General features: G+C 45.0%; 19 protein-coding genes. 18 read left to right on the top strand and 1 reads right to left on the bottom strand.

Features of this window, described 5'->3' with window-relative positions; genetic code table 11:
- Window positions 1–158 precede the first annotated feature (158 nt).
- The 17 genes from rpsB (at window position 159) to tilS (ending at window position 20,268) form a co-directional block, all read left to right on the top strand.
- Window positions 159–887, top strand: a complete 729-nt coding sequence (rpsB, locus tag Q1A86_RS04350; RefSeq protein ID WP_028768063.1) for a 30S ribosomal protein S2 — start codon at window positions 159–161, stop codon at window positions 885–887.
- A 134-nt stretch (window positions 888–1,021) separates the two neighbouring features.
- A complete protein-coding gene (gene tsf / locus Q1A86_RS04345; RefSeq protein ID WP_299803298.1) occupies window positions 1,022–1,873 on the top strand; it encodes a translation elongation factor Ts in 852 nt (283 codons plus the stop codon).
- A gap of 143 nt (window positions 1,874–2,016) precedes the next feature.
- A complete protein-coding gene (gene pyrH / locus Q1A86_RS04340) occupies window positions 2,017–2,745 on the top strand; it encodes a UMP kinase (protein ID WP_299803296.1) in 729 nt (242 codons plus the stop codon).
- A 175-nt stretch (window positions 2,746–2,920) separates the two neighbouring features.
- The gene (gene frr, locus Q1A86_RS04335) at window positions 2,921–3,478 is read left to right on the top strand and encodes a ribosome recycling factor (protein ID WP_299803293.1); all 558 of its coding nucleotides are present in this window, start codon (window positions 2,921–2,923) and stop codon (window positions 3,476–3,478) included.
- Between the two features lie 250 nt (window positions 3,479–3,728).
- Window positions 3,729–4,529 carry a polyprenyl diphosphate synthase gene (uppS, locus tag Q1A86_RS04330; protein ID WP_299803290.1) on the top strand — a complete coding sequence of 267 codons (801 nt, stop codon included), beginning with the start codon at window positions 3,729–3,731 and terminating at the stop codon, window positions 4,527–4,529.
- Window positions 4,530–4,549: 20 nt separating this feature from the next.
- Window positions 4,550–5,407: a phosphatidate cytidylyltransferase gene (locus tag Q1A86_RS04325; protein WP_299803288.1), complete on the top strand. Its 858-nt coding sequence runs from the start codon at window positions 4,550–4,552 to the stop codon at window positions 5,405–5,407.
- A 4-nt stretch (window positions 5,408–5,411) separates the two neighbouring features.
- Complete coding sequence (gene ispC / locus Q1A86_RS04320) at window positions 5,412–6,602, top strand: 1-deoxy-D-xylulose-5-phosphate reductoisomerase (protein WP_299803285.1); 1,191 nt, start codon at window positions 5,412–5,414, stop codon at window positions 6,600–6,602.
- A gap of 14 nt (window positions 6,603–6,616) precedes the next feature.
- Window positions 6,617–7,987, top strand: a complete 1,371-nt coding sequence (rseP, locus tag Q1A86_RS04315) for a sigma E protease regulator RseP (protein ID WP_299803283.1) — start codon at window positions 6,617–6,619, stop codon at window positions 7,985–7,987.
- Between the two features lie 31 nt (window positions 7,988–8,018).
- Window positions 8,019–10,502, top strand: coding sequence for an outer membrane protein assembly factor BamA (gene bamA / locus Q1A86_RS04310; RefSeq protein WP_299803281.1), 2,484 nt, complete (start codon window positions 8,019–8,021; stop codon window positions 10,500–10,502).
- A 56-nt stretch (window positions 10,503–10,558) separates the two neighbouring features.
- A complete protein-coding gene (locus Q1A86_RS04305) occupies window positions 10,559–11,056 on the top strand; it encodes an OmpH family outer membrane protein (RefSeq protein WP_299803917.1) in 498 nt (165 codons plus the stop codon).
- Between the two features lie 4 nt (window positions 11,057–11,060).
- Window positions 11,061–12,077, top strand: coding sequence for a UDP-3-O-(3-hydroxymyristoyl)glucosamine N-acyltransferase (gene lpxD, locus Q1A86_RS04300; protein ID WP_299803278.1), 1,017 nt, complete (start codon window positions 11,061–11,063; stop codon window positions 12,075–12,077).
- 36 nt (window positions 12,078–12,113) lie between these two features.
- Window positions 12,114–12,575, top strand: a complete 462-nt coding sequence (gene fabZ / locus Q1A86_RS04295; protein ID WP_041411562.1) for a 3-hydroxyacyl-ACP dehydratase FabZ — start codon at window positions 12,114–12,116, stop codon at window positions 12,573–12,575.
- Window positions 12,572–13,342, top strand: coding sequence for an acyl-ACP--UDP-N-acetylglucosamine O-acyltransferase (lpxA, locus tag Q1A86_RS04290; protein ID WP_299803275.1), 771 nt, complete (start codon window positions 12,572–12,574; stop codon window positions 13,340–13,342). The genes fabZ and lpxA overlap by 4 nt, the downstream gene beginning before the upstream one ends.
- A gap of 70 nt (window positions 13,343–13,412) precedes the next feature.
- Window positions 13,413–14,564: a lipid-A-disaccharide synthase gene (lpxB, locus tag Q1A86_RS04285; protein WP_299803272.1), complete on the top strand. Its 1,152-nt coding sequence runs from the start codon at window positions 13,413–13,415 to the stop codon at window positions 14,562–14,564.
- Window positions 14,564–15,181 (top strand): ribonuclease HII, encoded by a 618-nt coding sequence (rnhB, locus tag Q1A86_RS04280; RefSeq protein ID WP_299803270.1) that lies wholly within the window; start codon window positions 14,564–14,566, stop codon window positions 15,179–15,181. Before lpxB ends, rnhB begins: the two co-directional genes overlap by 1 nt.
- A 170-nt stretch (window positions 15,182–15,351) precedes the next feature.
- On the top strand, window positions 15,352–18,822 hold the full coding sequence (gene dnaE, locus Q1A86_RS04275) for a DNA polymerase III subunit alpha (RefSeq protein WP_299803268.1): 3,471 nt from the start codon (window positions 15,352–15,354) through the stop codon (window positions 18,820–18,822).
- A gap of 33 nt (window positions 18,823–18,855) precedes the next feature.
- Entirely contained in the window at window positions 18,856–20,268 is a 1,413-nt protein-coding gene (gene tilS / locus Q1A86_RS04270) for a tRNA lysidine(34) synthetase TilS (RefSeq protein WP_299803266.1), read from the top strand.
- 42 nt (window positions 20,269–20,310) lie between these two features.
- On the opposite strand, the gene Q1A86_RS04265 is transcribed toward tilS, so the two are convergent.
- A complete protein-coding gene (locus tag Q1A86_RS04265; RefSeq protein WP_299803263.1) occupies window positions 20,311–21,192 on the bottom strand; it encodes a GGDEF domain-containing protein in 882 nt (293 codons plus the stop codon).
- 481 nt (window positions 21,193–21,673) lie between these two features.
- Between Q1A86_RS04265 and Q1A86_RS04260 the strand changes: the two genes are divergently transcribed.
- Window positions 21,674–23,623 carry a monovalent cation:proton antiporter family protein gene (locus tag Q1A86_RS04260; RefSeq protein WP_299803261.1) on the top strand — a complete coding sequence of 650 codons (1,950 nt, stop codon included), beginning with the start codon at window positions 21,674–21,676 and terminating at the stop codon, window positions 23,621–23,623.
- Window positions 23,624–23,628: the final 5 nt, after the last annotated feature.

The raw sequence follows: 23,628 nt of genomic DNA, 5'->3' as shown, positions 1-23,628 counted from the left end.
CTCAAGGTGGTTCGCCCGAGTTAAGATGGCGGCCATTATACATGGCTATTGATAAATACTAAATCACACACATATCGACACGTTCTTCGGGGTGCCCTTTTCGGGTCGAAGATATGGGATATGTGGAGGTCTAACCCCCCATTTTTAAGGTAAATAAAATGACTACAGTTTCAATGCGCGACATGCTACAAGCCGGTGTTCACTTCGGTCACCAGACTCGTTACTGGAACCCAAAGATGAAGCCATTCATCTTCGGCGCTCGTAACGGTGTTCACATCATCAACCTAGAGCACACTGTACCTATGTTCAACGAAGCACTTGCTTTTATCAGCAACGTTGCATCTAAGAAAGGTAAAGTTCTTTTTGTTGGTACTAAGCGTGCTGCAAGCGAAGCTATCAAAGAAGCTGCTGTTTCTTGTGATCAGTACTACGTTGATCACCGTTGGTTAGGTGGTATGTTGACTAACTGGAAAACAGTTCGTCAATCAATCAAGCGTCTTAAAGACCTTGAAAGCCAGTCTGTAGACGGTACTTTCGACAAGCTGACTAAGAAAGAAGCGCTAATGCGTACTCGTGAACTTGAGAAGCTAGAGAAATCTCTAGGTGGTATCAAGAACATGGCTGGTCTACCAGACGTAATTTTCGTTATCGGTGCAGACCACGAGCATATCGCTATTAAAGAAGCTAACAACCTAGGTATTCCTGTTGTTGCTGTTGTTGATACAAACTCTTCTCCAGACGGTATCAACTACATCATTCCTGGTAATGATGATGCTATGCGCTCTATCCGTCTATACACTCAGTCTGTTGCTGCTGCTGCGAAAGCTGGCCGTGGTCAAGACCTAGCTGTTCAAGCTGAGCAAGACGGTTTCGTAGAAGCTGAATAATAACGGTCGATGAGTTTTCATCACCCTTATTAACCAAGATACATGATTGGTGAACAGGGGCGCTTTCATTCAATATGATTGGCCCCTGTTTCTTATCTATTGAATTTGAAAAATTATCTGTAGAGGATTTAGCAATGGCAATTACTGCTGCCCAAGTTAAAGAACTTCGTGACCGCACTGGCGCTGGCATGATGGACTGTAAAAAAGCACTGACTGAAACTAACGGTGACATCGAGTTAGCAATTGATAACATGCGTAAGAGCGGTGCTGCTAAGGCTGCTAAAAAAGCGGGTAACATCGCTGCTGAAGGTACTATCCTTATCAAGCAAGGCGAAGGTTACGCTGCTCTACTAGAAGTTAACTGTCAAACAGACTTCGTAGCAAAAGATTCTAACTTCCTAGCTTTCGCTAACGAAGTTCTAGACGTTGCTGCTGCATCAAAAGTTACTATCGAAGCACTTAAAGAGCAGTTTGAAGAAACTCGTGTTGCTCTAGTTGCTAAAATCGGTGAAAACATCAACGTACGTCGCGTTGAGTACATCGATGGCGCTAACCTAGCTGAATACCGTCACGGCGAGCGTATCGGTGTTGTTGTAGCTGGTGAAGCTGACGAAGAGACTCTAAAGCACATCGCTATGCACGTTGCTGCTTCTAAGCCTGAGTATGTTAACCCTTCTGACGTTCCTGCTGAAGTTGTAGAGAAAGAAAAAGCTCTACAAATCGAAATCGCTATGAACGAAGGTAAGCCAGCTGAAATCGCTGAGAAGATGGTTATCGGTCGTATGAAGAAGTTCACTGGTGAGGTTTCTCTTACTGGTCAAGCTTTCATCATGGAACCAAAGAAAACTGTTGGCGAAATTCTTAAAGAGAAAGGCGCTTCAGTAACTAACTTCATTCGTTTAGAAGTTGGTGAAGGTATCGAAAGAAAAGAAGAAGATTTTGCTGCTGAAGTAGCTGCACAAATCGCTGCTACTAATAAGGCTTAATCTCCTTATTTAGCAAACATAAGACCGTAGCAATTGCTGCGGTCTTATCGTATGTACTCAACAGGTTTTTTTTTGACTAGATTTAGCTCGAGCAAACTTGTTAAGTGTACTACTCCCTATCGCCATAATCAGGACTAATAAATATGAGTACCAATCCTAAACCTGCTTTTCGTCGTGTTCTTTTAAAACTAAGTGGTGAAGCCCTAATGGGCGAAGAAGGCTTCGGCATTGATCCTAAAGTGCTTGACCGTATGGGTCAGGAGATCAAAGAGCTAGTTGAGCTAGGTATTCAGGTGGGTGTTGTCATTGGCGGTGGTAACTTGTTCCGCGGTGAAGGTCTAGCTGCAGCGGGTATGAACCGCGTAGTGGGCGATCACATGGGCATGTTAGCAACAGTGATGAACGGCTTAGCAATGCGCGATTCGTTGCACCGTGCATACGTAAATGCACGTTTAATGTCAGCCATTCCGCTAAAAGGCGTTTGTGATGACTACAACTGGGCGGAAGCAATTAGTTTGCTTAAATCTGGCCGTGTTGTTATTTTTGCTGCTGGTACAGGTAACCCATTCTGTACAACTGACTCTGCTGCGTGTTTACGCGGTATCGAGATTGAAGCAGAAGTTGTGATTAAAGGCACAAAAGTTGATGGTGTTTATTCAGATGATCCAGTTAAAAATCCTGACGCCGTCAAATATGATGTGATGGGGTACAATGAAGTACTCGAAAAAGAATTGAAAGTAATGGATTTGGCTGCATTTACCATGGCCAGAGACCACAATATGCCACTGCTTGTATTTAACATGAATAAGCCTGGTGCTTTGCGCCGCGTAATCATGGGCGAGCAAGAAGGCACAATGATTAAAGCTGGTTAATCAAACGAGAGCTGCAGCTCTTTCGAGCTTAGCTTAGGCTTGAGCTCAAGTTCAATGTGTCGTGACGAGATGAACGGCTATGCTTAACTATTTAGGCTTAACGTTCATCATGTCACATGCTTATTGAGGCGAACCTAAGAAACGCAGCACCTAGTGACTTAAAAGGACATATAAAGTGATAAACGAAATTAAAAGTGATGCACAAACACGCATGGTCAAGTGTGTAGAGTCGACTAAAACTCAAATGGCTAAAGTACGTACAGGCCGTGCACACCCAAGTCTTCTTGATACAATTCAAGTACCATATTACGGCTCTCTGACACCACTTAAGCAAGTGGCGAGTGTTTCAGTTGGTGACGCACGTACATTAACTGTATCTGTATTTGACCGTACTATGATTGCCGCTGTTGAAAAGGCAATCATGAGCTCAGATTTGGGTCTAAACCCAATGTCAGCGGGTGCGACCATTCGCATTCCATTACCAGCATTGACTGAAGAGCGTCGTAAGGATCTGATTAAGGTTGTTCGCGCTGAAGCTGAAAATGGTCGTATTGCGATTCGTAACGTACGTCGTGACGCTAACTCAAATGTTAAAGAGTTAGAGAAAGAGAAAGAGTGTACAGAAGATGATGTACGTCGCAGTGAAGACGATGTGCAGAAGTTAACTGATGCACACATCAAGCTAATCGATGACATTTTAGCTGCTAAAGAAAAGGAACTGATGGAGTTCTAAAATAGAGCCCTTCAGTGATGGGGTGTTCAACGTTTGAGTTGGTTTTAAGACGCTTTTGAGTGTTTCTTGCTTTTTTAGTGAGAGATAGCGAACTTTTCGTCTAGCTTATTAAGCTTCATAGCTCACGCCTTGTAATAAAAGCGCTGAGCTTGAACAAAAATTAAACTCGAATAGTCAACATGCCCTAGAGTTAAGACGCCGTGTAGAGGTATACTACACGGCGTTTGTCTATTTTTAAGGGTTGTAATAGATGTCAATCGATTCCCAGTCTGACACTGAAGTGACACAGACCTTACCAAGCGAAATATCCGCCTTGGTCAAACAGTCGATCCCTAAACATGTTGCTATCATTATGGATGGTAACGGGCGTTGGGCGCAGGCTCAGGGAAAGCCTCGAGTTATCGGCCATAAGGCTGGTGTTAAGGCTGTTAGACGAGCAGTAAGTACGGCCCGTAGTTTAGGAGTTGAATCATTAACTTTGTTTGCGTTTTCTAGTGAAAACTGGCGCAGACCTGACAAAGAAGTCAGCTTGTTGATGGAACTATTCTTTACTGTGCTACAGCGTGAACTTAAGTTGCTGCACAACAATGGGGTTCGCCTCAATATTATCGGTGATATCAGTCGATTTTCTCCGCGTTTGCAAAAGCAAATTGCTGCGGCAGAAGAGAAAACGGCTGACAATAATGATTTAGTGCTTAATGTGGCAGCGAACTATGGTGGACGTTGGGACATTATGCAAGCTGCACAAAAACTGGCAGCTAAGGTGGAATCTGGTGAAATGAGCAGCACTCAGTTTACCGAAGAGGCCTTAAGTGAGCATTTGTGCATGCAAAATCAAGCCGAAGTTGATTTAATGATCCGCACCGGTGGTGACTATCGCATCAGTAACTTTGTCTTGTGGCAAGCCGCTTATGCAGAGTTAGTCTTTACTGACACCTTGTGGCCGGATTTTGATGAGGATGCGTTTAAAGACGCGATTGCTATTTTTGCTAATCGGCAGCGTCGATTCGGTTTGACAGGAACTCAAATCGATACCATCCGATCTTTGTAATAATTTATGAGGGAAGTTTTTTGCTAAAACAACGAATAATAACAGCAATTTGGTTAATCCCCTTAGTTTTTGGTGCCATCTTCGGTCTACCTACTGAGTATTTTTCTTGGGCACTATTGGGAGTCTTTTTAATCGCCGCTAAAGAGTGGGGACGTATTATCGATAGTAACTGTGAAATGACTCAGTGGAGTTTCACAGTCACTATTGGCGTCTTGTTAACCGCGCTGAATATCTTAGTTCCAACCGACGAGATCTGGCTAAGAGGCATGATGCACCCGATATTCCTAGGGGTCATACTGATTGGTGGTTTCTGGTGGTTTATCTCGTTTATCATGGTGCTATCTTTCCCAAAAAGCGCTCGCTTCTGGGAAAAGAGTCACATGCTCAAATCCATGTTTGGTCAGTTGACTCTGATCCCTTGCTTCGTGTCACTTATCTCTCTTAAGGCCCTAAGTACTCAAGCTTCACCGTACTACGGTGGTATCTTGGTCTTCTTGGTGATGTTGGTCGTTTGGGCAACAGACTCTGGCGCCTATTTTGCGGGGAAAAAGTTTGGTAAACGAAAGCTTATGCCAAATGTAAGTCCTGCAAAAACCATTGAAGGTCTACTTGGTGGCTTGCTGACCACTATGGTTGTGGTTGCGGGGGTGATGTATTTTTCACCTGAGCAGGAGCTTGGCTTAATTATCGGTGTGACACTCTTTATTGCCTTAGCCTCGGCTGTTGGGGACCTATCTGAAAGTATGTTTAAACGCGTCGCGAAGATTAAAGATTCTGGCAACATTCTTCCTGGTCATGGTGGCGTGCTAGATCGCATCGATAGCTTAACGGCAGCCTTACCAGTATTCACATTAATCTATATAGCTTTTTGGATGTAACTAAATGCAAAATATGGTGATTTTAGGCGCAACAGGCTCCATTGGTGCCAGCACCTTGAATGTTGTGGCGTGTAATCCTAAGCAGTACAAGGTTTTTGCGCTAGTGGCAAATACCAATGTCGCCAAGATGCTAGAGATCTGTGTTCAGCATCAGCCTAAGATTGCCCATATGGTCGATGCAAAAGCGGCTCAACTGCTCAAGCAGCAACTTCCAAGCCACCTTAATATAGAAGTGACTACTGGTGAAGATGAGCTTTTGTCTCTAGTGAGTAGCAGTCAGGTTGATACCGTGATGGCGGCAATCGTCGGCGCTGCAGGTCTACCTTCCACTCTTGCTGCAGTTAAAGCGGGTAAACGAGTCTTGTTGGCTAACAAAGAATCGTTAGTCATGTCTGGACAGTTGTTTATTGAAGCGATGCAAAGATCTGGTGCGCAGGTGTTGCCAGTAGATAGTGAACATAACGCCATTTTCCAATGTTTATCTGAGCGTTCGCAGCTTGAAATAGGCCGTTGTGACTTAACTGGCGCTGGCGTATCGCATATTTTGCTTACTGGATCTGGCGGGCCGTTTTTAACGTCCGATTTATCAACGTTATCAAGCATGACCCCCGATCAAGCGTGTAAGCATCCTAACTGGTCTATGGGGCGTAAGATCTCGGTTGATTCGGCGACCATGATGAACAAAGGCCTCGAATATATTGAGGCACGTTGGTTGTTTAACGCCAGTCCTGAGCAGCTAAAGGTTGTGATTCACCCCCAAAGTGTGATTCATTCTATGGTGCAGTACCGTGATGGCTCTGTGTTAGCACAATTGGGTAATCCTGATATGCGTACACCGATTGCTCATTGTATGTCGTTTCCACAAAGAATTAACTCGGGAGTTGAACCTTTAGACTTTTTCAAAGTCGGACAGTTAAGCTTCTTAGAACCTGATTTCAATCGTTTCCCATGTTTAGCGCTGGCGATTGAAGCGTGTAAGCAAGGGCAAGAAGCAACGACCGTACTAAATGCGGCTAACGAAATTTCAGTACAGGCATTTTTAGACGGTAAGATTCGATTTACCGACATAGCCAAAATAAACGAACAGAGCTTAATGAATACGGCAACGCATCCATTAAATAATATTGACGATATCTTGGCATTAGATGCACAAAGCCGCCGATATACGTTAGATGCCATCAGTAAGCTGAATTAGTTCAGAGGGAAGGGATGATAGATTTTTTATGGAACTTAGGTTCCTTTATTGTTGCTTTAGGGATTTTAATTGCTGCCCATGAATATGGGCACTTTTGGGTGGCTCGTCGCTGTGGAGTTAAAGTAGAACGTTTCTCTATTGGCTTTGGTAAAGCCATTTGGCGAAGAACTGGTCAAGATGGCACCGAATATGTCGTTGCAGCTATCCCACTGGGTGGTTACGTTAAGATGCTCGATGAGCGTGTTGACGATGTCCCTGAAGAATTAAAAGATCAAGCTTTTAACCGTAAATCTGTCTGGCAGCGAATCGCCATTGTCAGCGCAGGCCCCATCGCTAATTTCCTTTTTGCCATTATTGCACTCTACGCCATGTACCTCATTGGTGTCCCCGCAATTAAGCCCGTTATTGACTCGACTGTTGCTGGCACTCCAGCTGCGCAGATCATTGTTAAAGAGCCGTTGCAGGTGATGGCTGTCGGTGGTCAAAAGGTCAGAGATTGGGAAGAGGTCAATCTTGCTCTAGCCGGACATATTGGTGACAGTAAGGTTGATATTACCCTTGCGCCATTGTCTCGCTTGGAAGGCTCTTCAGGCGATGAGAAAACCTATTCGCTTAACACTCAAGATTGGAAATTTAATCCAGAGAAAGAATTGCCTATCACGGCTATTGGCTTAGGTATGTATCGTCCAGCGATTTTACCTAAGCTTGGATTAGTCAGTGATGACGGCGCCGCGGGGCTTGCAGGGATTAAGGTGGGGGATACCTTAGTTGCAATTGATGGTGAGACCTATAAAGGTTGGCCTCGTTTCGTAGAGATTATTCAGGGCTCAGCTAATGAAACTGTCACTATCACGGTACGCCGCGATGGAGAACAGTTAGCAATTAAGGTGACGCCGAAAACTCGTGAGAATGCCGAGGGTAAACTCGAGGGCGTTATCGGTGTGGCACCGACGTCTGAGCCTTGGCCTGAGAACATGAAAGTGCAACTGGAGTACGGATTTTTAGACTCTTTTCCTGTTGCGGTCGATAAAACATGGCAACTTGTCTCTGTCAGCATTAAGATGATTGGCAAGTTACTTACTGGTGACGTTTCAGTTAAAAACTTGAGTGGTCCTATTTCTATCGCACAAGGTGCGGGAAACAGTGCTGACGTTGGACTGGTATATTTTTTAGGTTTTCTTGCATTGATTAGCGTGAACTTAGGCATTATTAACTTATTGCCTTTGCCAGTGTTAGATGGAGGACACCTTTTGTATTACTTCGTAGAGGTAATTACAGGCAGGCCTGTACCGGAGAAGGTACAGGAAATTGGATTCAGAATTGGGGCAGCTTTGCTGCTGATGTTGATGAGTGTTGCGCTTTTCAATGACTTTTCCCGACTCTGAGCAAGGACAGACAAATAATTAGAAGTGCTCTATGAGATTGAATAAACTTTTTGCCTCGATGTTATTAGTCGGAGCGTCTTTTTCAGGGAACGGTTGGGCAGAGACATTCCAACCTTTTGAAGTAGCTGATATCCAAGTTGAAGGTTTACAGCGAGTGGCACTCGGTGCGGCTTTGCTTAACTTACCTGTGAAGGTTGGGGATACTGTTGATCAATTAAAATTGCAGCAAGCGATTAAAAGCTTGTATGCGTCAACTAACTTCGAAAAAATTGAAGTGCTCCGGGACGGAAACGTGCTCGTAGTTAAAGTCACTGAGCGTCCAACCATTAGCTCTGTTACCTTCGAAGGTAACAAAGATATTAAAGATGAGCAGCTGCAAGAAAGTTTAGATGGCTCCGGCGTAAAAGTCGGTGAGTCGCTAGACCGCACCATGCTCTCTGGTATCGAAAAAGGCTTACAAGATTTCTATTACGGCGTCGGTAAGTACGGCGCTAAAGTGAAGGCCGAAATCATTAACTTACCTCGTAACCGAGTTGAGCTTAAGTTTACCTTTACCGAAGGTCTAGCCGCCGAAATTCGCCAAATCAATATAGTGGGTAATACCGAGTTCAGCGATGCTGAGTTGATTGGTATGTTAGAGCTTAAAGATTATGTTGCTTGGTGGGATCTGTTTGGTGAGCGTCGCTACCAAAAGCAGAAGCTGCAAGCTGACCTTGAAACGATTAAAACTTACTATCAAAACCGTGGTTATATTCGTTTCGATGTGACCTCTACTCAGGTTGCTATGACGCCTGATCGTAAAGGACTTTATATTACTATCAATGTTGATGAAGGTGAGCAATATAAAGTTAAAGACGTTAATTTAACGGGTGATTTAATGGGTAAGGAAGAGGTGTTAGAAGCCATCTTGCCATTAAAGTCAGGCGATATGTATAACGGCGGCGACGTGACCTTTACTGAAGAGATGTACGGTAAATACTTAGGTCGATTTGGTTATGCTTATCCAGAAGTTAAAACCTATCCTGAAATTGATGATGAGACTAAAGAAGTTAATCTTAATATCAACATCAACCCAGGCAAGCGCGTTTATGTACGTAACATTAGCTTCAGCGGTAACACGGTTACTAAAGATGAAGTAATGCGCCGTCAGTTACGTCAAATGGAAGGTGCATGGCTTAACTCTGCACAAGTAGAGCTGTCTAAGTCTAACCTTAACCGTCTTGGTTATTTTGAAACCGTCGATACTGAAACGGTACAAGTGCCTGGTTCGGATGATTTAGTCGACGTGGCATTTAATGTAAAAGAACAGCCATCGGGCTCGTTTAACGCAGGTGTCGGTTATGGTACTGAATCTGGACTAAGTCTACAGTTTGGTGTGCAGCAGAGTAACTTCTTAGGTACGGGTAACCAAGCGGGTGTTAACTTAAACACCAACAAGTATTCGAAGAACGTCAATATTAACTACACCGACCCTTACTTTACTAAAGATGGCGTCAGTCTAGGTGGTAGCATCTACTGGAGTGAGTTTGATGCTGACGAGGCAAACCTTGAAGCCTATAAGAACAGCTCTTATGGTATTTCATTAAATTCGGGTTTCCCTATTAACGAATACAACCGAATTAACGGTGGTATCGGTTATCGTCATAACGAAATTTCTGAAATCTCGGCCTATGAGCAAGCGATTCGCTTTTACGACATTTACCGTGATAGTGATGACCCTAATGCAGGTTTAAGTTTTGATAACTTCGAACTGAGTTTAGGTTGGTCTCGTAGTAACTTGAACCGAGGCACTTTCCCGTCAGACGGTTCATCACAACGTTTGAACGGTAAGATGACGGTACCAGGTTCAGATCTGCAATATTTTAAGGCAGACTTTGATACCAACTTCTATTTCCCGATTGATCGTAAGCACAGTTTTGTTGTGCTAGCGCGTGGCCGTTTAGGTTATGGTAACGGTTATGGTCAGTTTAATGATAACGACCAGATCCTACCATTCTGGGAAAACTATTACTCAGGTGGTAGTAGCTCACTGCGTGGCTTTAAGTCTAACTCGGTCGGACCGCGTTCTTTCTACTTATATCGTGGCAGTGAGCCATGTGCACCGGATCCATCCGGAGAAGGTTGTAGCTTGCCGGGAGATCCTAACCAAATCCAGGTTAGCTCAGGTCGCTCAATTGGTGGTAACGCCATTGCAACAGCAAGCCTAGAGTTAATTGTGCCAACGCCATTCTTGGATGAGGCTTATACAAATTCTGTACGTACCAGTTTCTTTGTCGATGCCGGTAACGTATGGGACACTGAGTTTGACTACGATTCATATCGTTATCTTCCGGTTGAAGAGTTTGATAGACTGCAAGATTATAGCGATCCGAGCCGTATTCGTGCCTCTTGGGGCATGAGCGTGCAGTGGTTATCACCGATGGGACCTATGGTATTTAGCCTGGCATGGCCAATCAAGGAATACGAGGATGATGAAACAGAAATCTTCTCGTTTAATATTGGTAAAACTTTCTAAAATCAATTTAAAAATCGGCAAGTTTTGCTGAGATCAAGGAGTTTGTTTTGAATAAGATGTTGAATCGCGCAGTGATGGTTATGGTTCTTATGGGTGCACCTTTAGCGGCGCATGCAGAGAAGATCGCAGTAGTTGATATGCAAGCAGTTTTTGAGCAGTTACCTCAGCGCGAGCAAGTCAATGAGACATTAAAAACTGAATTTGGTGATCGCGTCGCCGCAGTACAAAAGATGCAGGAAGAGCTTCGTGGTTTGCTAGAAAAGCAACAGCGTGATGCTGCATTAATGAGCGAAACGCAGAAGACTGACATGATGCGCAAAATGGAATCTATGAAAGCTGAGCTACAATTGAAAGGCAAAGCGTTAGATGAAGATATGCGTCGTCGTAACGGTGAAGAGCAAAACAAGCTACTTCTAGAAGTTCAAAAGACAATTAACTCTATTGCTGAAAAAGAGCAGTATGACATGGTGCTTCAACGTGGTGCCGTTATCTATGTTAAGCCTAGCGCTGACATCAGTAACAAAGTGGTTGAAGCTTTAGGTAAAGGCAAGTAGATAGATGAAAAGCTATACTTTAAGAGTACTGGCTGACCATTTAAATGCAGACGTTCAAGGTGATGATACTGTTGAGATCTCAACGGTAGGCACCTTGGACGGAGCAGGTCCAGGTCAAATCTCTTTCTTGGCAAATTCAAAATATCGCTCGCAGCTGCAAACTACAGCTGCGTCGGCGATTCTGATGACGGCCACAGATGCAGAAAGCTACACAGGCAATGCGATTATATTAAAAGATCCATATGTGGGTTTTGCACGCATCGCGCAGTTTCTCGATACCACCCCAAAAGCGGCCGAGGATATCCATCCATCGGCACAGATAGCCTCCTCTGCTATGTTAGGCGAAGGCGTGGCGATTGGTGCTAACGCGGTTATTGGTGAGAATGTTATTCTAGGCAACAATGTACAAATTGGTGCTGGAAGCGTTGTGGGTCAAGACTGTGTCATTGGTTCAAATACTCGCTTATGGGCGAACGTTAGCGTTTATCACAATGTCCATTTAGGCCAAGATTGTATTATTCACTCTGGCGCGGTTTTGGGGTCCGATGGTTTTGGTTATGCCAACGAACGTGGTCAGTGGATCAAAATTCCACAAACCGGTGGCGTTCGCATCGGTGACAGAGTTGAGATCGGTGCAAATACAACAGTGGATAGAGGAGCCATCGAGCATACTGAAATCCACGATGGTGTGATTATCGACAACCAAGTTCAGATCGCCCATAACGATATTATCGGTGCTAATACGGCTATTGCTGGTTGTACGGTGGTAGCTGGCAGCGTGACTATCGGTAAGCACTGTATTATTGGTGGTAATTGTGCGATTTCAGGGCACTTAAGTATTGCTGACGGCGTTCATATTACCGGTAGTACCAACATTACGAGCGTGGTAAGAGAGCCAGGCGTTTATTCATCGGCCACAGTTGCGATGGATAACAAGCTTTGGCGCAAGAATACCGTTCGTTTTAGACAGTTAGATACGCTATTCCAACGTGTTAAAACGCTGGAAAATAACGTAAAGTAAATGAATGACTGCAGTGAGCAGATAAAGGAAAATTTCGTGTCAAATCAATTGAATACAATGGATATTAAAGAGATCCTAAAATTTTTACCTCATAGGTATCCATTTTTATTGATCGATAGAGTGCTAGATTTCACTCCTGGTGAAACCCTACATGCCATTAAAAACGTCACTATCAATGAACCATTCTTTCAGGGACACTTCCCGGTTCAGCCAGTGATGCCTGGTGTACTGATTTTAGAAGCGATGGCACAGGCAACTGGTTTGTTAGCTTTTAAAACCATGAGTGAAGAGCCGTCTAATGACGCGTTATACTATTTCGCCGGTATCGATAAAGCACGTTTTAAGCGTGTTGTTGAACCTGGTGACCAACTTCATTTTGAAGTGCAAATGATTAAAGAGCGCCGCGGGATTGGCGTATTTACTGGCGTTGCTAAAGTGGATGGCGAGGTAGTTTGTTCAGCCGAGATCATGTGTGCACGTAGAGAGATTTCTAAGTGATTGATAAATTAGCTTACATCCACCCAGACGCTAAGATTGGCAAGAATGTGACGATCGGTCCTTGGACCTATATCGGTGCTGATGTTGAGATTGGCGATGATTGCTGGTTCAGCTCACACGTTGTTGTGAAAGGACCAACCGTTATTGGTAAAGGCAATAAGTTCTACCAGTTCGCTTCAGTGGGTGAAGATTGCCAAGATAAAAAGTATGCGGGCGAAGCAACTCGTTTGATTATTGGTGACAATAACGTGATCCGCGAATCGGTAACGATTCACCGTGGTACGACTCAAGATGAGTGGGAAACACGTATTGGCTCAAATAACCTATTTATGGCTTATGTGCATATCGCTCATGACTGTGTGGTTGGCAGCAATGTGATTATGGCTAACAATGCTTCGATTGCTGGCCATGTACACGTTGGTGACTGGGCTATTTTAGGCGGCATGACTGGCGTTCATCAGTTTGTGCATATTGGTGCCCATGCGTTTACCGCAGGTAGTTCATTGATCCTCAATGATGTCCCTCCATTTGTAATGGCTTCGGGTCAACCAGCCATTCCTAGAGGTTTGAACCTCGAGGGCATGAAACGTCGAGGCTTCTCTAAAGAGTCTCAGCTTTCGGTTCGCAGAGCCTATAAGACTCTATATCGCAGCAGTTTGACGGTGGCCGAAGCGGTTGAGCAGCTTAAAGAGGCTGCGGTGGACGATGAGCAAGTTAAGTCTCTTATAGACTTTGTTGCCTCCTCACAACGAGGCATCATTCGCTAGTCCAAGCCCTGAACCCGTGTAAAAGCGGGTTCTTTGTTTCCATCTCATTATCAATGACAGACGCCATCCTATGAGTTCAAACAATCCTCGTGTATTTGCAATGGTTGCCGGAGAGATCTCGGGTGACATTTTAGGGGCAGGCTTAATTAAAGCACTGCAAACTCGATATCCTGACGCCAAGTTTGTTGGTATAGGCGGGCCCCGTATGGAAGCCCTTGGTTTTGAGTCAATCTTCTCTTATGAAGAGTTGGCGGTAATGGGCATTGTCGAAGTCTTATCGCGTTTACCAAGATTACTAAAAGTACGGGCAACCCTGATAGATGAGTTGGTTAAGATACAACCAGACTGCTTTATTGGTATCGATGCGCCAGACTTTAATATTGGACTAGAGCTAAAGCTTAAGAACCGTGGTATTAAGACTGTTCATTACGTTAGCCCGTCCGTGTGGGCCTGGCGACCAAAGCGTATTTTCAAAATTGCTAAGGCCACTGATATGGTGTTGTCATTACTGCCTTTTGAAAAAGCGTTTTATGATGAATATCAAGTGCCTTGTACGTTTGTGGGCCATACGTTAGCCGATGATATTCCGTTAAAAAGCGATAAGGCGCAGGCGAGAGCATTACTTGGACTCGATTCAGACTCAGAGTATTTAGCAATACTCCCCGGTTCTCGCGGTGGCGAGCTTAAGATGTTAGCCGAGCCTTTCGTCAAAGCGGCAAGCCTTATTAAACAGCGCTACCCCGATATCAAGTTTGTTACGCCTTTGGTGAATCAAAAACGTCGTGATCAATTTGAGCAAGCATTACGTGAACACGCGCCGGATTTAGAAATTCATTTAGTCGAAGGTCAGTCACGAGAAGTCATGGCGGCCGCAGACTGCATTTTGCTCGCATCGGGGACGGCAACATTAGAGGCCATGCTCGTTAAGCGCCCTATGGTTGTAGCCTATCGCGTTAGTCCAATAACCTATCGTATAGCCAAAGGCATGATGCTCACTAAGCGTTATTCATTGCCAAATCTGCTCGCCGATGACGATATTGTCGAAGAGCTTATCCAGGCTGATTGTACCCCAGAGAAGATCGCCAAGGCGGTTGGTGTGCAACTCGATAATGATTTTAAGCCTATTTATGAGCGCTTCATGCAGATGCATCAGACACTCAGATGTGATGCCAGTGCTCGAGCGGCAGACGCGGTAATTAAGTTAATTGAGGAAATAGCATAATGGCGACTATCAAAGGGATCACGCCTGAGCAGGTGACACAAATTTGTGTGGGTCATTACGCTGGCGTCGATGAAGTTGGGCGCGGCCCGCTTATCGGCAATGTTGTTACCGCTGCAGTGATTTTAGATCCTAACAATCCTATTGAAGGATTAAACGACTCTAAAAAGCTGTCAGAGAAAAAGCGAGAACTGTTGTTTGAACAAATTCAGCAGAAAGCCTTGAGTGTGAGTGTGGGTTCAGCCTCGCCAGAGGAGATCGACGAGCTCAATATTTTACATGCGACTATGTTAGCGATGCAGCGTGCCGTTAAAGGCCTGACGATTAAGCCGACTAGTGTATTAGTCGATGGTAATCGTACCCCAGATTTTGGCGTTGAAAGTCATGCAATAATTAAAGGCGATGGTCTTATCGATGCGATAAGCGCTGCTTCGATTATTGCCAAAGTCGTGCGCGATAGAGAGATGGACGCTCTTGCTGGGCAATACCCAGAGTATGGATTTGAAAAACATAAAGGTTACCCTACCAAAGCCCACTTTGAGGCATTGGCGGAGCACGGCGTACTGCCTGAGCATCGTAAAAGTTTTAGACCCGTTCGTGAGGCGTTAGAGCAAAACTAAACTATTTAGTTATCATTGCTTACTAGGTCGTTAAATCCAACTAAGTCGCACGAAAACTAACACATCTCTCACTTGGGCTAATAGTTTAACTTGTTTGCTGTTGGCCCATGTTTTACCCTGTAAGATTGACCAGCAGTCTTCATCTATCATAAAGAAAGATACTCCATATTATGTCTGATCCACGTTTTGTGCATTTACGCGTCCATAGTGATTTCTCTATGTCTGATGGACTCTCAAAAGTTAAGCCCATTTTAGGTAAAGTATCTGAATTGGGTATGCCTGCGGTTGCCTTAACGGATCAGACCAATATGTGTGGTTTGGTGAAGTTTTATGGTGGCTGCCATGACAACGGTATTAAACCGATTATTGGTACCGACTTTTGGGTTCAAGTGCCAGGGTTTGATGACTTTTGCTCGATCACCGCGCTTGCTATAGACAATACAGGTTATTCTAATCTGACGTTATTGATCAGTGATGCCTACTTACGCGGTAACATTAACGATAAAGCGGTAATTGATCATGAGTGGCTGGCCAAGTACAGCGAAGGACTCATTTTATTATCTGGTGGTAAAGATGGTGATATCGGTCGTGCGCTGCTCAAAGAAAACAAAGCACAAGTAGATAGCTTAATTGAGTTTTATCAAACCCACTTCCCAGATCGATATTATTTAGAGCTGCTGCGAACAGGACGCCCAGATGAAGAGCGTTATCTGCACATGGCAGTAGAGCTCGCCGAGCAAAAAGACTTACCTGTGGTTGCGACAAACCAAGTGGTATTTAACAAGCCAGAACAGTTTGATGCTCACGAAATTCGCGTAGCCATCTACGATGGCTTTACTCTTGCAGATCCTCGCAGACCAAAGAAATACAGCGACCAGCAGTATTTAAAAAGCAGCGATGAGATGTGTGAGCTGTTTGAAGATATTCCAGAAGCGATTCAAAACACTGTCGAGATCGCTAAGCGCTGTAACGTTACCGTCCGATTGCACGAATACTTCCTGCCTAACTTCCCAACGGGTGATTTGACCATCGAAGATTTCTTGGTTGATGTGTCTGAAAAAGGCTTAGAAGAGCGTTTAGAGTTCTTATTCCCAGACCCTGAAGTCAGGGCCGAAAAGCGTCCTGAATACGATGAGCGTCTTGATATTGAGCTCAAGGTGATTAACCAGATGGGATTCCCTGGTTACTTCCTTATCGTAATGGAGTTTATTCAGTGGGGTAAAGATAACGATATTCCAATTGGTCCGGGTCGTGGTTCGGGTGCGGGTTCCTTGGTGGCTTACGCCCTTAAAATTACCGATTTGGACCCACTCGAATATGACCTTCTGTTTGAGCGATTCTTGAACCCTGAACGTGTATCTATGCCCGACTTCGACGTCGACTTTTGCATGGATAGACGTGATGAGGTAATCGATCACGTTGCAGACCTATATGGTCGTGATGCGGTATCACAGATTATTACCTTCGGTACCATGGCGGCTAAGGCTGTAATTCGAGATGTTGGCCGTGTACTTGGTCACCCTTATGGTTTTGTTGACCGTATTTCAAAGATGATCCCTGCAGAGCCGGGTATGACCTTGGCTAAGGCGTTTGAGGTTGAGCCTGGTTTACAAGAATCTTATGACGCCGATGAGGAAGTCAAAGATCTTATCGACATGTGCCGTATCCTTGAGGGGGTGACTCGTAACGCTGGTAAGCACGCCGGTGGTGTGGTTATCGCGCCAACCAAAATTACTGACTTCTCACCAATTTATTGTGATACCGAAGGCTTAAACCCAGTTACTCAGTTCGATAAGAATGATGTTGAAACCGCGGGTCTGGTTAAGTTCGACTTCTTGGGTCTACGAACGCTTACCATTATCGACTGGGCGTTGCAGATGGTGAACGCTGTTAAGGATAAAAATGGTGAAGAGCGGGTAAGAATCGAATCGATTTCATTAACCGATCCTAAATGCTTTAAGTTACTGCAGCGTTATGAAACAACCGCGGTATTCCAGTTGGAATCCCGTGGTATGAAAGATTTGATTAAGCGCCTTCAGCCAGATTGCTTTGAAGATATGATCGCTCTGGTAGCACTGTTTAGACCGGGCCCACTGCAATCGGGCATGGTAGATAACTTTATTGAGCGTAAGCACGGTCGAGAAGAAGTGTCATATCCTGATGCTGAGTATCAACATGAGTCACTAAAAGAGTTACTGTCGCCAACTTACGGTATTATCTTGTATCAAGAGCAGGTAATGCAGATTGCACAGGTACTTGCTGGCTACACCTTGGGCGGCGCGGATATGCTTCGTCGTGCGATGGGTAAGAAAAAGCCTGAAGAGATGGCTAAGCAGCGTGGTACGTTCGAGGCTGGTGCGATAAAAAATGGCGTCGATGGGCCGCTGTCGATGAAAATTTTCGACTTGGTGGAAAAGTTCGCCGGTTACGGTTTTAACAAATCTCACTCGGCTGCATACGCATTAGTATCCTATCAGACACTTTGGCTTAAAACTCACTACCCTGCGCAGTTTATGGCGGCGGTAATGTCAGCCGATATGGATAACACCGATAAGATTGTTACCTTGGTAGACGAGTGTGAACGCATGGGAATGCCATTGCTACCACCTGATGTGAATAAGGGCTTATTTAGGTTTACCGTTGATGATGATTTAAACATTGTTTACGGCATTGGCGCGGTTAAAGGCGTGGGTGAAGGCCCAGTTGAATCAATTCTTAGCGCTCGCGAGAACGGACCGTTTATCGACTTGTTCGACTTTTGTGCTCGTGTTGACTTGAAGAAGCTTAACCGCCGAGTGATTGAAAAGCTTATCTGCGCTGGTGCGCTCGATAATTTAGGGCCACACCGCGCCGCAATGATGGCAACTTTGCCAGAGGCGATTCGCGCTGCGGATCAACATGCCAAAGCTGAAGCTATCGGTCAGCACGATATGTTTGGTTTGCTCAACAGTGAGCCTGAAGACAGCAAACAGCAATTTGTTGATTGTACGCCTTGGCCCGATAAAGTCTGGCTAGAAGGAGAGCGGGATACCTTAGGCCTTTACTTGACTGGTCACCCGATAAATCAGTATCTGAAAGAGCTTAAACATTATACGTCAGGCCGATTGAAGGATGTGCATCCAACGGATCGCGGTAAGACAATGAAGGCTGCGGGTCTTGTGGTTGCAACACGCGTGATGATGACCAAGCGAGGCTCTAAAATGGGCTTGGTGACGCTCGATGATAAGAGTGCACGTCTAGAGGTGATGTTATTTACCGAGGCCTTCGAGAAGTTTAATCATCTGCTAGAGAAAGACCGCATCTTGATTATCGAAGGGGAAGTGAGCTTTGATGACTTCTCAGGTGGTAACCGGATGACTGCGCGTAACATCATCGATATGGGCGAGGCAAGAAGTCACTTTGCCAATGCGGTAGAGGTGGACCTGCAGTCAGATAAGATTAATGCTCAATGGTTGAATGAATTTCAGGCTGCAGTAGAACCTTGGAAAGCCGGAGCTGTACCTGTGTTGATAAACTATGCTCAGCCGCAATCAAAAGCACAATTTACCCTAGGGGATGAGTGGCGCGTAAACCCGACTGATGAGCTGATGTTGGCGCTGGAGTCGTTAACCGGATCGGGTAAGGTTAGAATCGTTTTTTAAGATGAGCACTACTTTAAGGTAAACAGTTTTTAAATGAATATTGCCGCCTCTATTTCGGAGTGTATTAAGCTACTACCTCAGCGTTCAGTGGAAACAGAGTTAGCGGATAAACAAGCTTGTCTGAAAAAGCGTAAGCTGGTACTGGCATACAGTGGCGGTGTTGACTCAGAAATTCTGGCTCATGGTCTGTCACAGTTCGCTAAAGCCAATTTAGATGTTGTGTGCATTCTGGTCCATGTTCATCACGGCTTAAGCTCCAATGCCAACACTTGGGTCGAGCACTGTCGAACTCAGGCGCAGCACTACGGACTTGACTGCGCGATTAAACGAGTCGAAGTTAAGCTCGCCCCACGGGTGAGCGTCGAGGCTCAGGCGCGCACTGTTCGTTATCAGGCCTTGTTATCGGAGCTGGAACAAGGTGATGTGTTAATGACGGCGCACCATCAAGACGATCAGCTCGAAACCGTTCTGCTAGCATTGAAGCGAGGCCTGGGCCCTAAAGGGTTAGCCGCCATGGGCAAGGTGCAGCGTTTTGAGCAAGAGAATTGGCTGATAAGGCCCCTGCTGGATTTCAGTAAAGCAGAGATTGAAGCCTACGCAAAACAACACAAAATTGCCCATATTGAAGATGAAAGTAATTTTGACGATAAGTACGACAGAAACTTTCTTCGTTTAGAGGTCATTCCCACATTAAAACAGCGCTGGAGTGCCATTGCGGCAACGGCAAGTCGCAGCGCCGAGTTATGTGCACTGCAGCAATCTGTTATCGATGAAGAGACTGCACTTAGGTTACCGCAACTTCAGCGCCAAAAAGCGGGGGAGTGCACCCTAGATTTAGACAAGCTTGCAACTTTCTCAAAAGCTTGGCAATCACTGTTGCTACGTGGTCATATGGAGTCGTTAGGTTTTGCGCCACCCTCTAAGGTGCAAGGTGAGCAGATCTTAACTCAGTTATTAGAGGCGAAGGCGGATGCGAGTGTGGAGATTCGGCTCGCAGATGTTGTTATTCGGCGCTTTAAGCGAAATGGTTATTTTTTATCGCCAAGCTTGATGCAGCATAAAACAAAAAATGCCTATTCCGCATTAACACTTAGCAATATCCAAGTGTTATTGAGTGGTGAAGTTGCGTTGCCAACCGGTCGCCATCTCTCTGCGCAAACCAGTACTACTGGAGCTCGACTTAGAATACCAACTGACTCAGAGGTGGTTTCTATTGTGTTTGCATTGCCTGGTAGTACGCGATGTCAGCCCCATAACCGTAGTAAGGGGCGCGAGCTAAAGAAGTTGTGGCAAGAACTCGAATTACCCCCTTGGGAGCGTGGGCGAGTCCCGCTACTGTGTTATGACGGCAAACTCGTCGCCGCTTGTGGCTACTGGATAGAGAAATCCTATTTAGCCAGTGAGCACGCCTTGGGACTCAAGCTAAGTCTAGATACGCTTGAGTGAGCAGTTGACTCTGTCTAGAATCCTCAAGCCATCTGACACCGATTAAGCGGCACAAATTTGGTAGCATTGTCGACCTGCCGCTTTGGCTTCATATAAGGCATTATCGGCTCGCTGATATAGGCTTTTCTCTGTATCATTATCCCGCCACTGGGTAACCCCCATACTGGTACTTACTTGATACTTATCTAAGCTGTGATGATTGACAAGCGCAGTGAGGATCCTATTGCATAAAATTCTAGCCTCATCAACATCGGCTTGAACCAACAAAGTAAATTCATCCCCGCCAATCCTAAATGCTTGGTCAGTGTCTCTTATCGTGGCATTGAGCATGTCGGCAAATTCAATTAAAGCACTGTCACCTAACTGATGGCCAAAATCATCATTGAGTTGTTTAAAATTGTCTAAATCCAAGATGATGAGAGAAAAACTACCTTGGTTACGCTTAGCCCGAGCAATCTCCTTTTTTAGAGATTGTTGATAGTAATGTCGATTGCCTAGCTTAGTGAGAGCATCATACATGGCTTGTTGAGACATCTCTTGATATTGAATGGCGTTAATAAGTGGCTGTAAGACTAGATCTTTGAGCTGATTCAACATTAAGGTTTGCGACGGCACCAAGGTACTTTTTAGATTATAGTTAATGATAACTTGATGGTCGGCAAAGGTCAGTTTTTGCTCGAAGTCATAGCCATGCGGCTGACCCCAATGAAACTGGTATTGTTTATAAGTTAGACGCACACCATAGAGCGGCAAATGTTGTCCCATAATCTGGCCAAAGCAGGCAAACACTGTCCTAGGATCTAAGTGTTTATGCAGTTGCTGAATAATATTGACAAGATCTATATCCAACGACGTCGACATTCCTATCTCAGTCTGTTGGCGATACTTGATAGGGAAGAACTCTGTTGCTAAGCCAAGTTCCATTGGTTTTTCTCCCAGTGTTTTTGTTACAGCGTCAATATGACTTACCTTATTTAATAAGCAAAAATCGTGCCTTATAACTGTCGTTGGTTGTTTATTTGTGGTTTGAGGTAGCCTTTACAGGCTAATTGGCTAGTCCTTAACGAGTCCGATTTCCCCATTCTGTGTTGACCCAAGCGTTGAAGTCGAGTTCGGCAAGCGTGGTCAACCCGAGAGTTGATGGCAACTTGAGACTCATTAATTGGTCTTTTAGGCAGAGTTTGACTTCGTTTAATCGCATAAATTAGCTTTCACTGTAATTATTCCTTATTTCAACGGTATTGAACTTGAACTAGCAACAGCATCTGGAGCAGGCTGAAATAGGTGTGATAGCAATAATCATTTGTCTTTATTTGTCATTCGGTTAATCTCTAGTTAATCGGATGAAAAACATTGGTGTCGATATTTTGACGGATATCGATGGGCTAAGGAGTACACCGCACGCATGGAACACAGCTTTCTGATTCAAATATTGCTGATGCTGGTCATTGCTATTGTTTCAATTGCCATATTAAGGCGTGCCGAATTGCCAGCTATCTTGGCCTATCTGGTGACAGGGGTGATAAGCGGTCCAAGTGGTTTTCATTGGTTTACTCAGCATCAGATGCAGTCGGTTGCTGAACTCGGCGTCGTATTGCTAATGTTTAGCTTAGGACTTGAGTTTTCAGTACCAAGGCTTTGGGCTATGCGCCGTACAGTATTTGGTTTAGGTAGCGCTCAAGTCGTTGTGACCACGATTTTGAGTACGGGAATCGCTCTATTATGTAATCTTAGCGTAACCGAGTCTGTTATCGTGGGCTCTGCAATCGCACTTTCTTCCACTGCGATTGTGCTTAAACTCCTCAATGAGCAGGGCTGGCTGAGGCGCCGTCATGGTGAGCTGTCCGTCAGCGTGCTGTTATTTCAAGATATTGCCGTCGTTCCACTGTTAATTCTTATGCCCATCTTGGCTAGCGATGGTGACGCCTTGATGTGGAGCGATGTGGTTTATGGTTTACTTAAAGGGGTTCTCGCCTTTGTTGCCTTGATGGCGTTTGGTAAGTGGGCCCTGCCTAAGTTATTCGATGAGGTGGCGCGCTCACGCTCTAACGAGTTGTTCGTGTTGTCGACCTTAGTCGTTGCCTTAGTGACAGGTGCAATCACGCAGTGGTTGGGCTTATCTATGGCATTGGGTGCCTTTATGGCGGGTATGCTACTTGGGGAGAGTCAGTATCGACGTCAGCTTGAGGCCGATATTCGCCCCTTTAGAGATCTATTGATGGGGCTGTTTTTCATCTCCATAGGTATGTTACTGGACTTTAGGCTAGTGGCGCAGTTTTGGTGGCAAATTATCTTAATTCTGATTGCCGTTATCTTAGGTAAGTCACTTATCATCTTTTCATTACTCAGGTTTGCAAAAGAGTCATTTCGCTCTTCGGTGGCAGCGGCACTGACTTTGGCGCAGGTGGGAGAGTTCAGCTTTGTAGTATTGGCATTGGCTGTCAATTATCAATTACTCGATGCTAAAATTAGTACCATGCTGGTGATGGTAGCGGTGTTATCTATGGCGTTAGCACCTTGGTTGGTGCGTCATAGCGTGGATATTGCCAGAATGCTCCAAGGGTTAAAGCCAAAGGCTGATAATAGCGAGCCACTCAATGTACAAATAGATAGTAAAGGGGATCTGGTTTTAATCTTAGGTTATGGCCGCGTCGGCCAAACCATAGCAAGATTTATGAAAACAGAAGCCATCCCTTATTTAGTCCTAGATCTTGACCCCAAAAGGGTCTCGGAGGCGAGAACGGCGGGAGAGCCTGTTTATTTTGGGGATGTCTGCAAGAGAAGTATCCTTAAGCAGGCCAAGATCCGTGATGCAAAGCTTATCGTACTGACCTTCAGTAGCGAGCGAATACTCGAAGAGGTCTTGCCTCTATGTAGGCAACTTGCTCCAGAAGCTAAAATTCTCGTCCGCACCCGTGATGACTCAGGAATGGAAGAGTTAGAACAGGCGGGTGCCAGCCAAGTTATCCCTGAAACACTGGAAGGTAGCTTGATGTTGGTGTCGCAGGTGCTTTATCAGTGTGGTGTGCCCTTGGCGCGAATTTTAAAGCGCCTCGAATCAGAGCGGCGAAACCATTATCAATACCTACACGGCTTTTTTTCAGGAGCCGAAACCGATTTTACTTTGGAGTTATTGCATGCGGTTGCTTTACCGAAAGGCGCTAATGCGGTGGGGCAAACCTTATCTCAGATCCCTTGGGAGAAACTCAGGGTGGAGTTAAGAGCGGTAAGGCGAGCCGGTGCAGAAGTCGAGAATCCGGAACTAGATTGGCAAATAAAACCAGGTGATATTCTTATCTTGCTAGGCAAGCCTAGGCGCATGGAAAAAGCAGAGATATATTTATTGCAAGGTTAAGTCGC

The sequence above is a fragment of the uncultured Shewanella sp. genome (assembly GCF_947497935.1).
Lineage (GTDB): Bacteria > Pseudomonadota > Gammaproteobacteria > Enterobacterales > Shewanellaceae > Shewanella.
Note: the sequence above shows the minus strand (reverse complement) of the source record. Positions and strands in the feature narration are given on the sequence as shown.

Excerpts from the sequence above, each read along its gene's own strand:
- rpsB (WP_028768063.1), top strand. The coding sequence starts at position 159 with ATGACTACAGTTTCAATGCGCGACATGCTACAAGCCGGTGTTCACTTC.
- tsf (WP_299803298.1), top strand. The coding sequence starts at position 1,022 with ATGGCAATTACTGCTGCCCAAGTTAAAGAACTTCGTGACCGCACTGGC.
- pyrH (WP_299803296.1), top strand. The coding sequence starts at position 2,017 with ATGAGTACCAATCCTAAACCTGCTTTTCGTCGTGTTCTTTTAAAACTA.
- uppS (WP_299803290.1), top strand. The coding sequence starts at position 3,729 with ATGTCAATCGATTCCCAGTCTGACACTGAAGTGACACAGACCTTACCA.
- ispC (WP_299803285.1), top strand. The coding sequence starts at position 5,412 with ATGCAAAATATGGTGATTTTAGGCGCAACAGGCTCCATTGGTGCCAGC.
- rseP (WP_299803283.1), top strand. The coding sequence starts at position 6,617 with ATGATAGATTTTTTATGGAACTTAGGTTCCTTTATTGTTGCTTTAGGG.
- bamA (WP_299803281.1), top strand. The coding sequence starts at position 8,019 with ATGAGATTGAATAAACTTTTTGCCTCGATGTTATTAGTCGGAGCGTCT.
- Q1A86_RS04305 (WP_299803917.1), top strand. The coding sequence starts at position 10,559 with ATGTTGAATCGCGCAGTGATGGTTATGGTTCTTATGGGTGCACCTTTA.
- lpxD (WP_299803278.1), top strand. The coding sequence starts at position 11,061 with ATGAAAAGCTATACTTTAAGAGTACTGGCTGACCATTTAAATGCAGAC.
- lpxB (WP_299803272.1), top strand. The coding sequence starts at position 13,413 with ATGAGTTCAAACAATCCTCGTGTATTTGCAATGGTTGCCGGAGAGATC.
- rnhB (WP_299803270.1), top strand. The coding sequence starts at position 14,564 with ATGGCGACTATCAAAGGGATCACGCCTGAGCAGGTGACACAAATTTGT.
- dnaE (WP_299803268.1), top strand. The coding sequence starts at position 15,352 with ATGTCTGATCCACGTTTTGTGCATTTACGCGTCCATAGTGATTTCTCT.
- tilS (WP_299803266.1), top strand. The coding sequence starts at position 18,856 with ATGAATATTGCCGCCTCTATTTCGGAGTGTATTAAGCTACTACCTCAG.
- Q1A86_RS04265 (WP_299803263.1), bottom strand. The coding sequence starts at position 21,192 with ATGGAACTTGGCTTAGCAACAGAGTTCTTCCCTATCAAGTATCGCCAA.
- Q1A86_RS04260 (WP_299803261.1), top strand. The coding sequence starts at position 21,674 with ATGGAACACAGCTTTCTGATTCAAATATTGCTGATGCTGGTCATTGCT.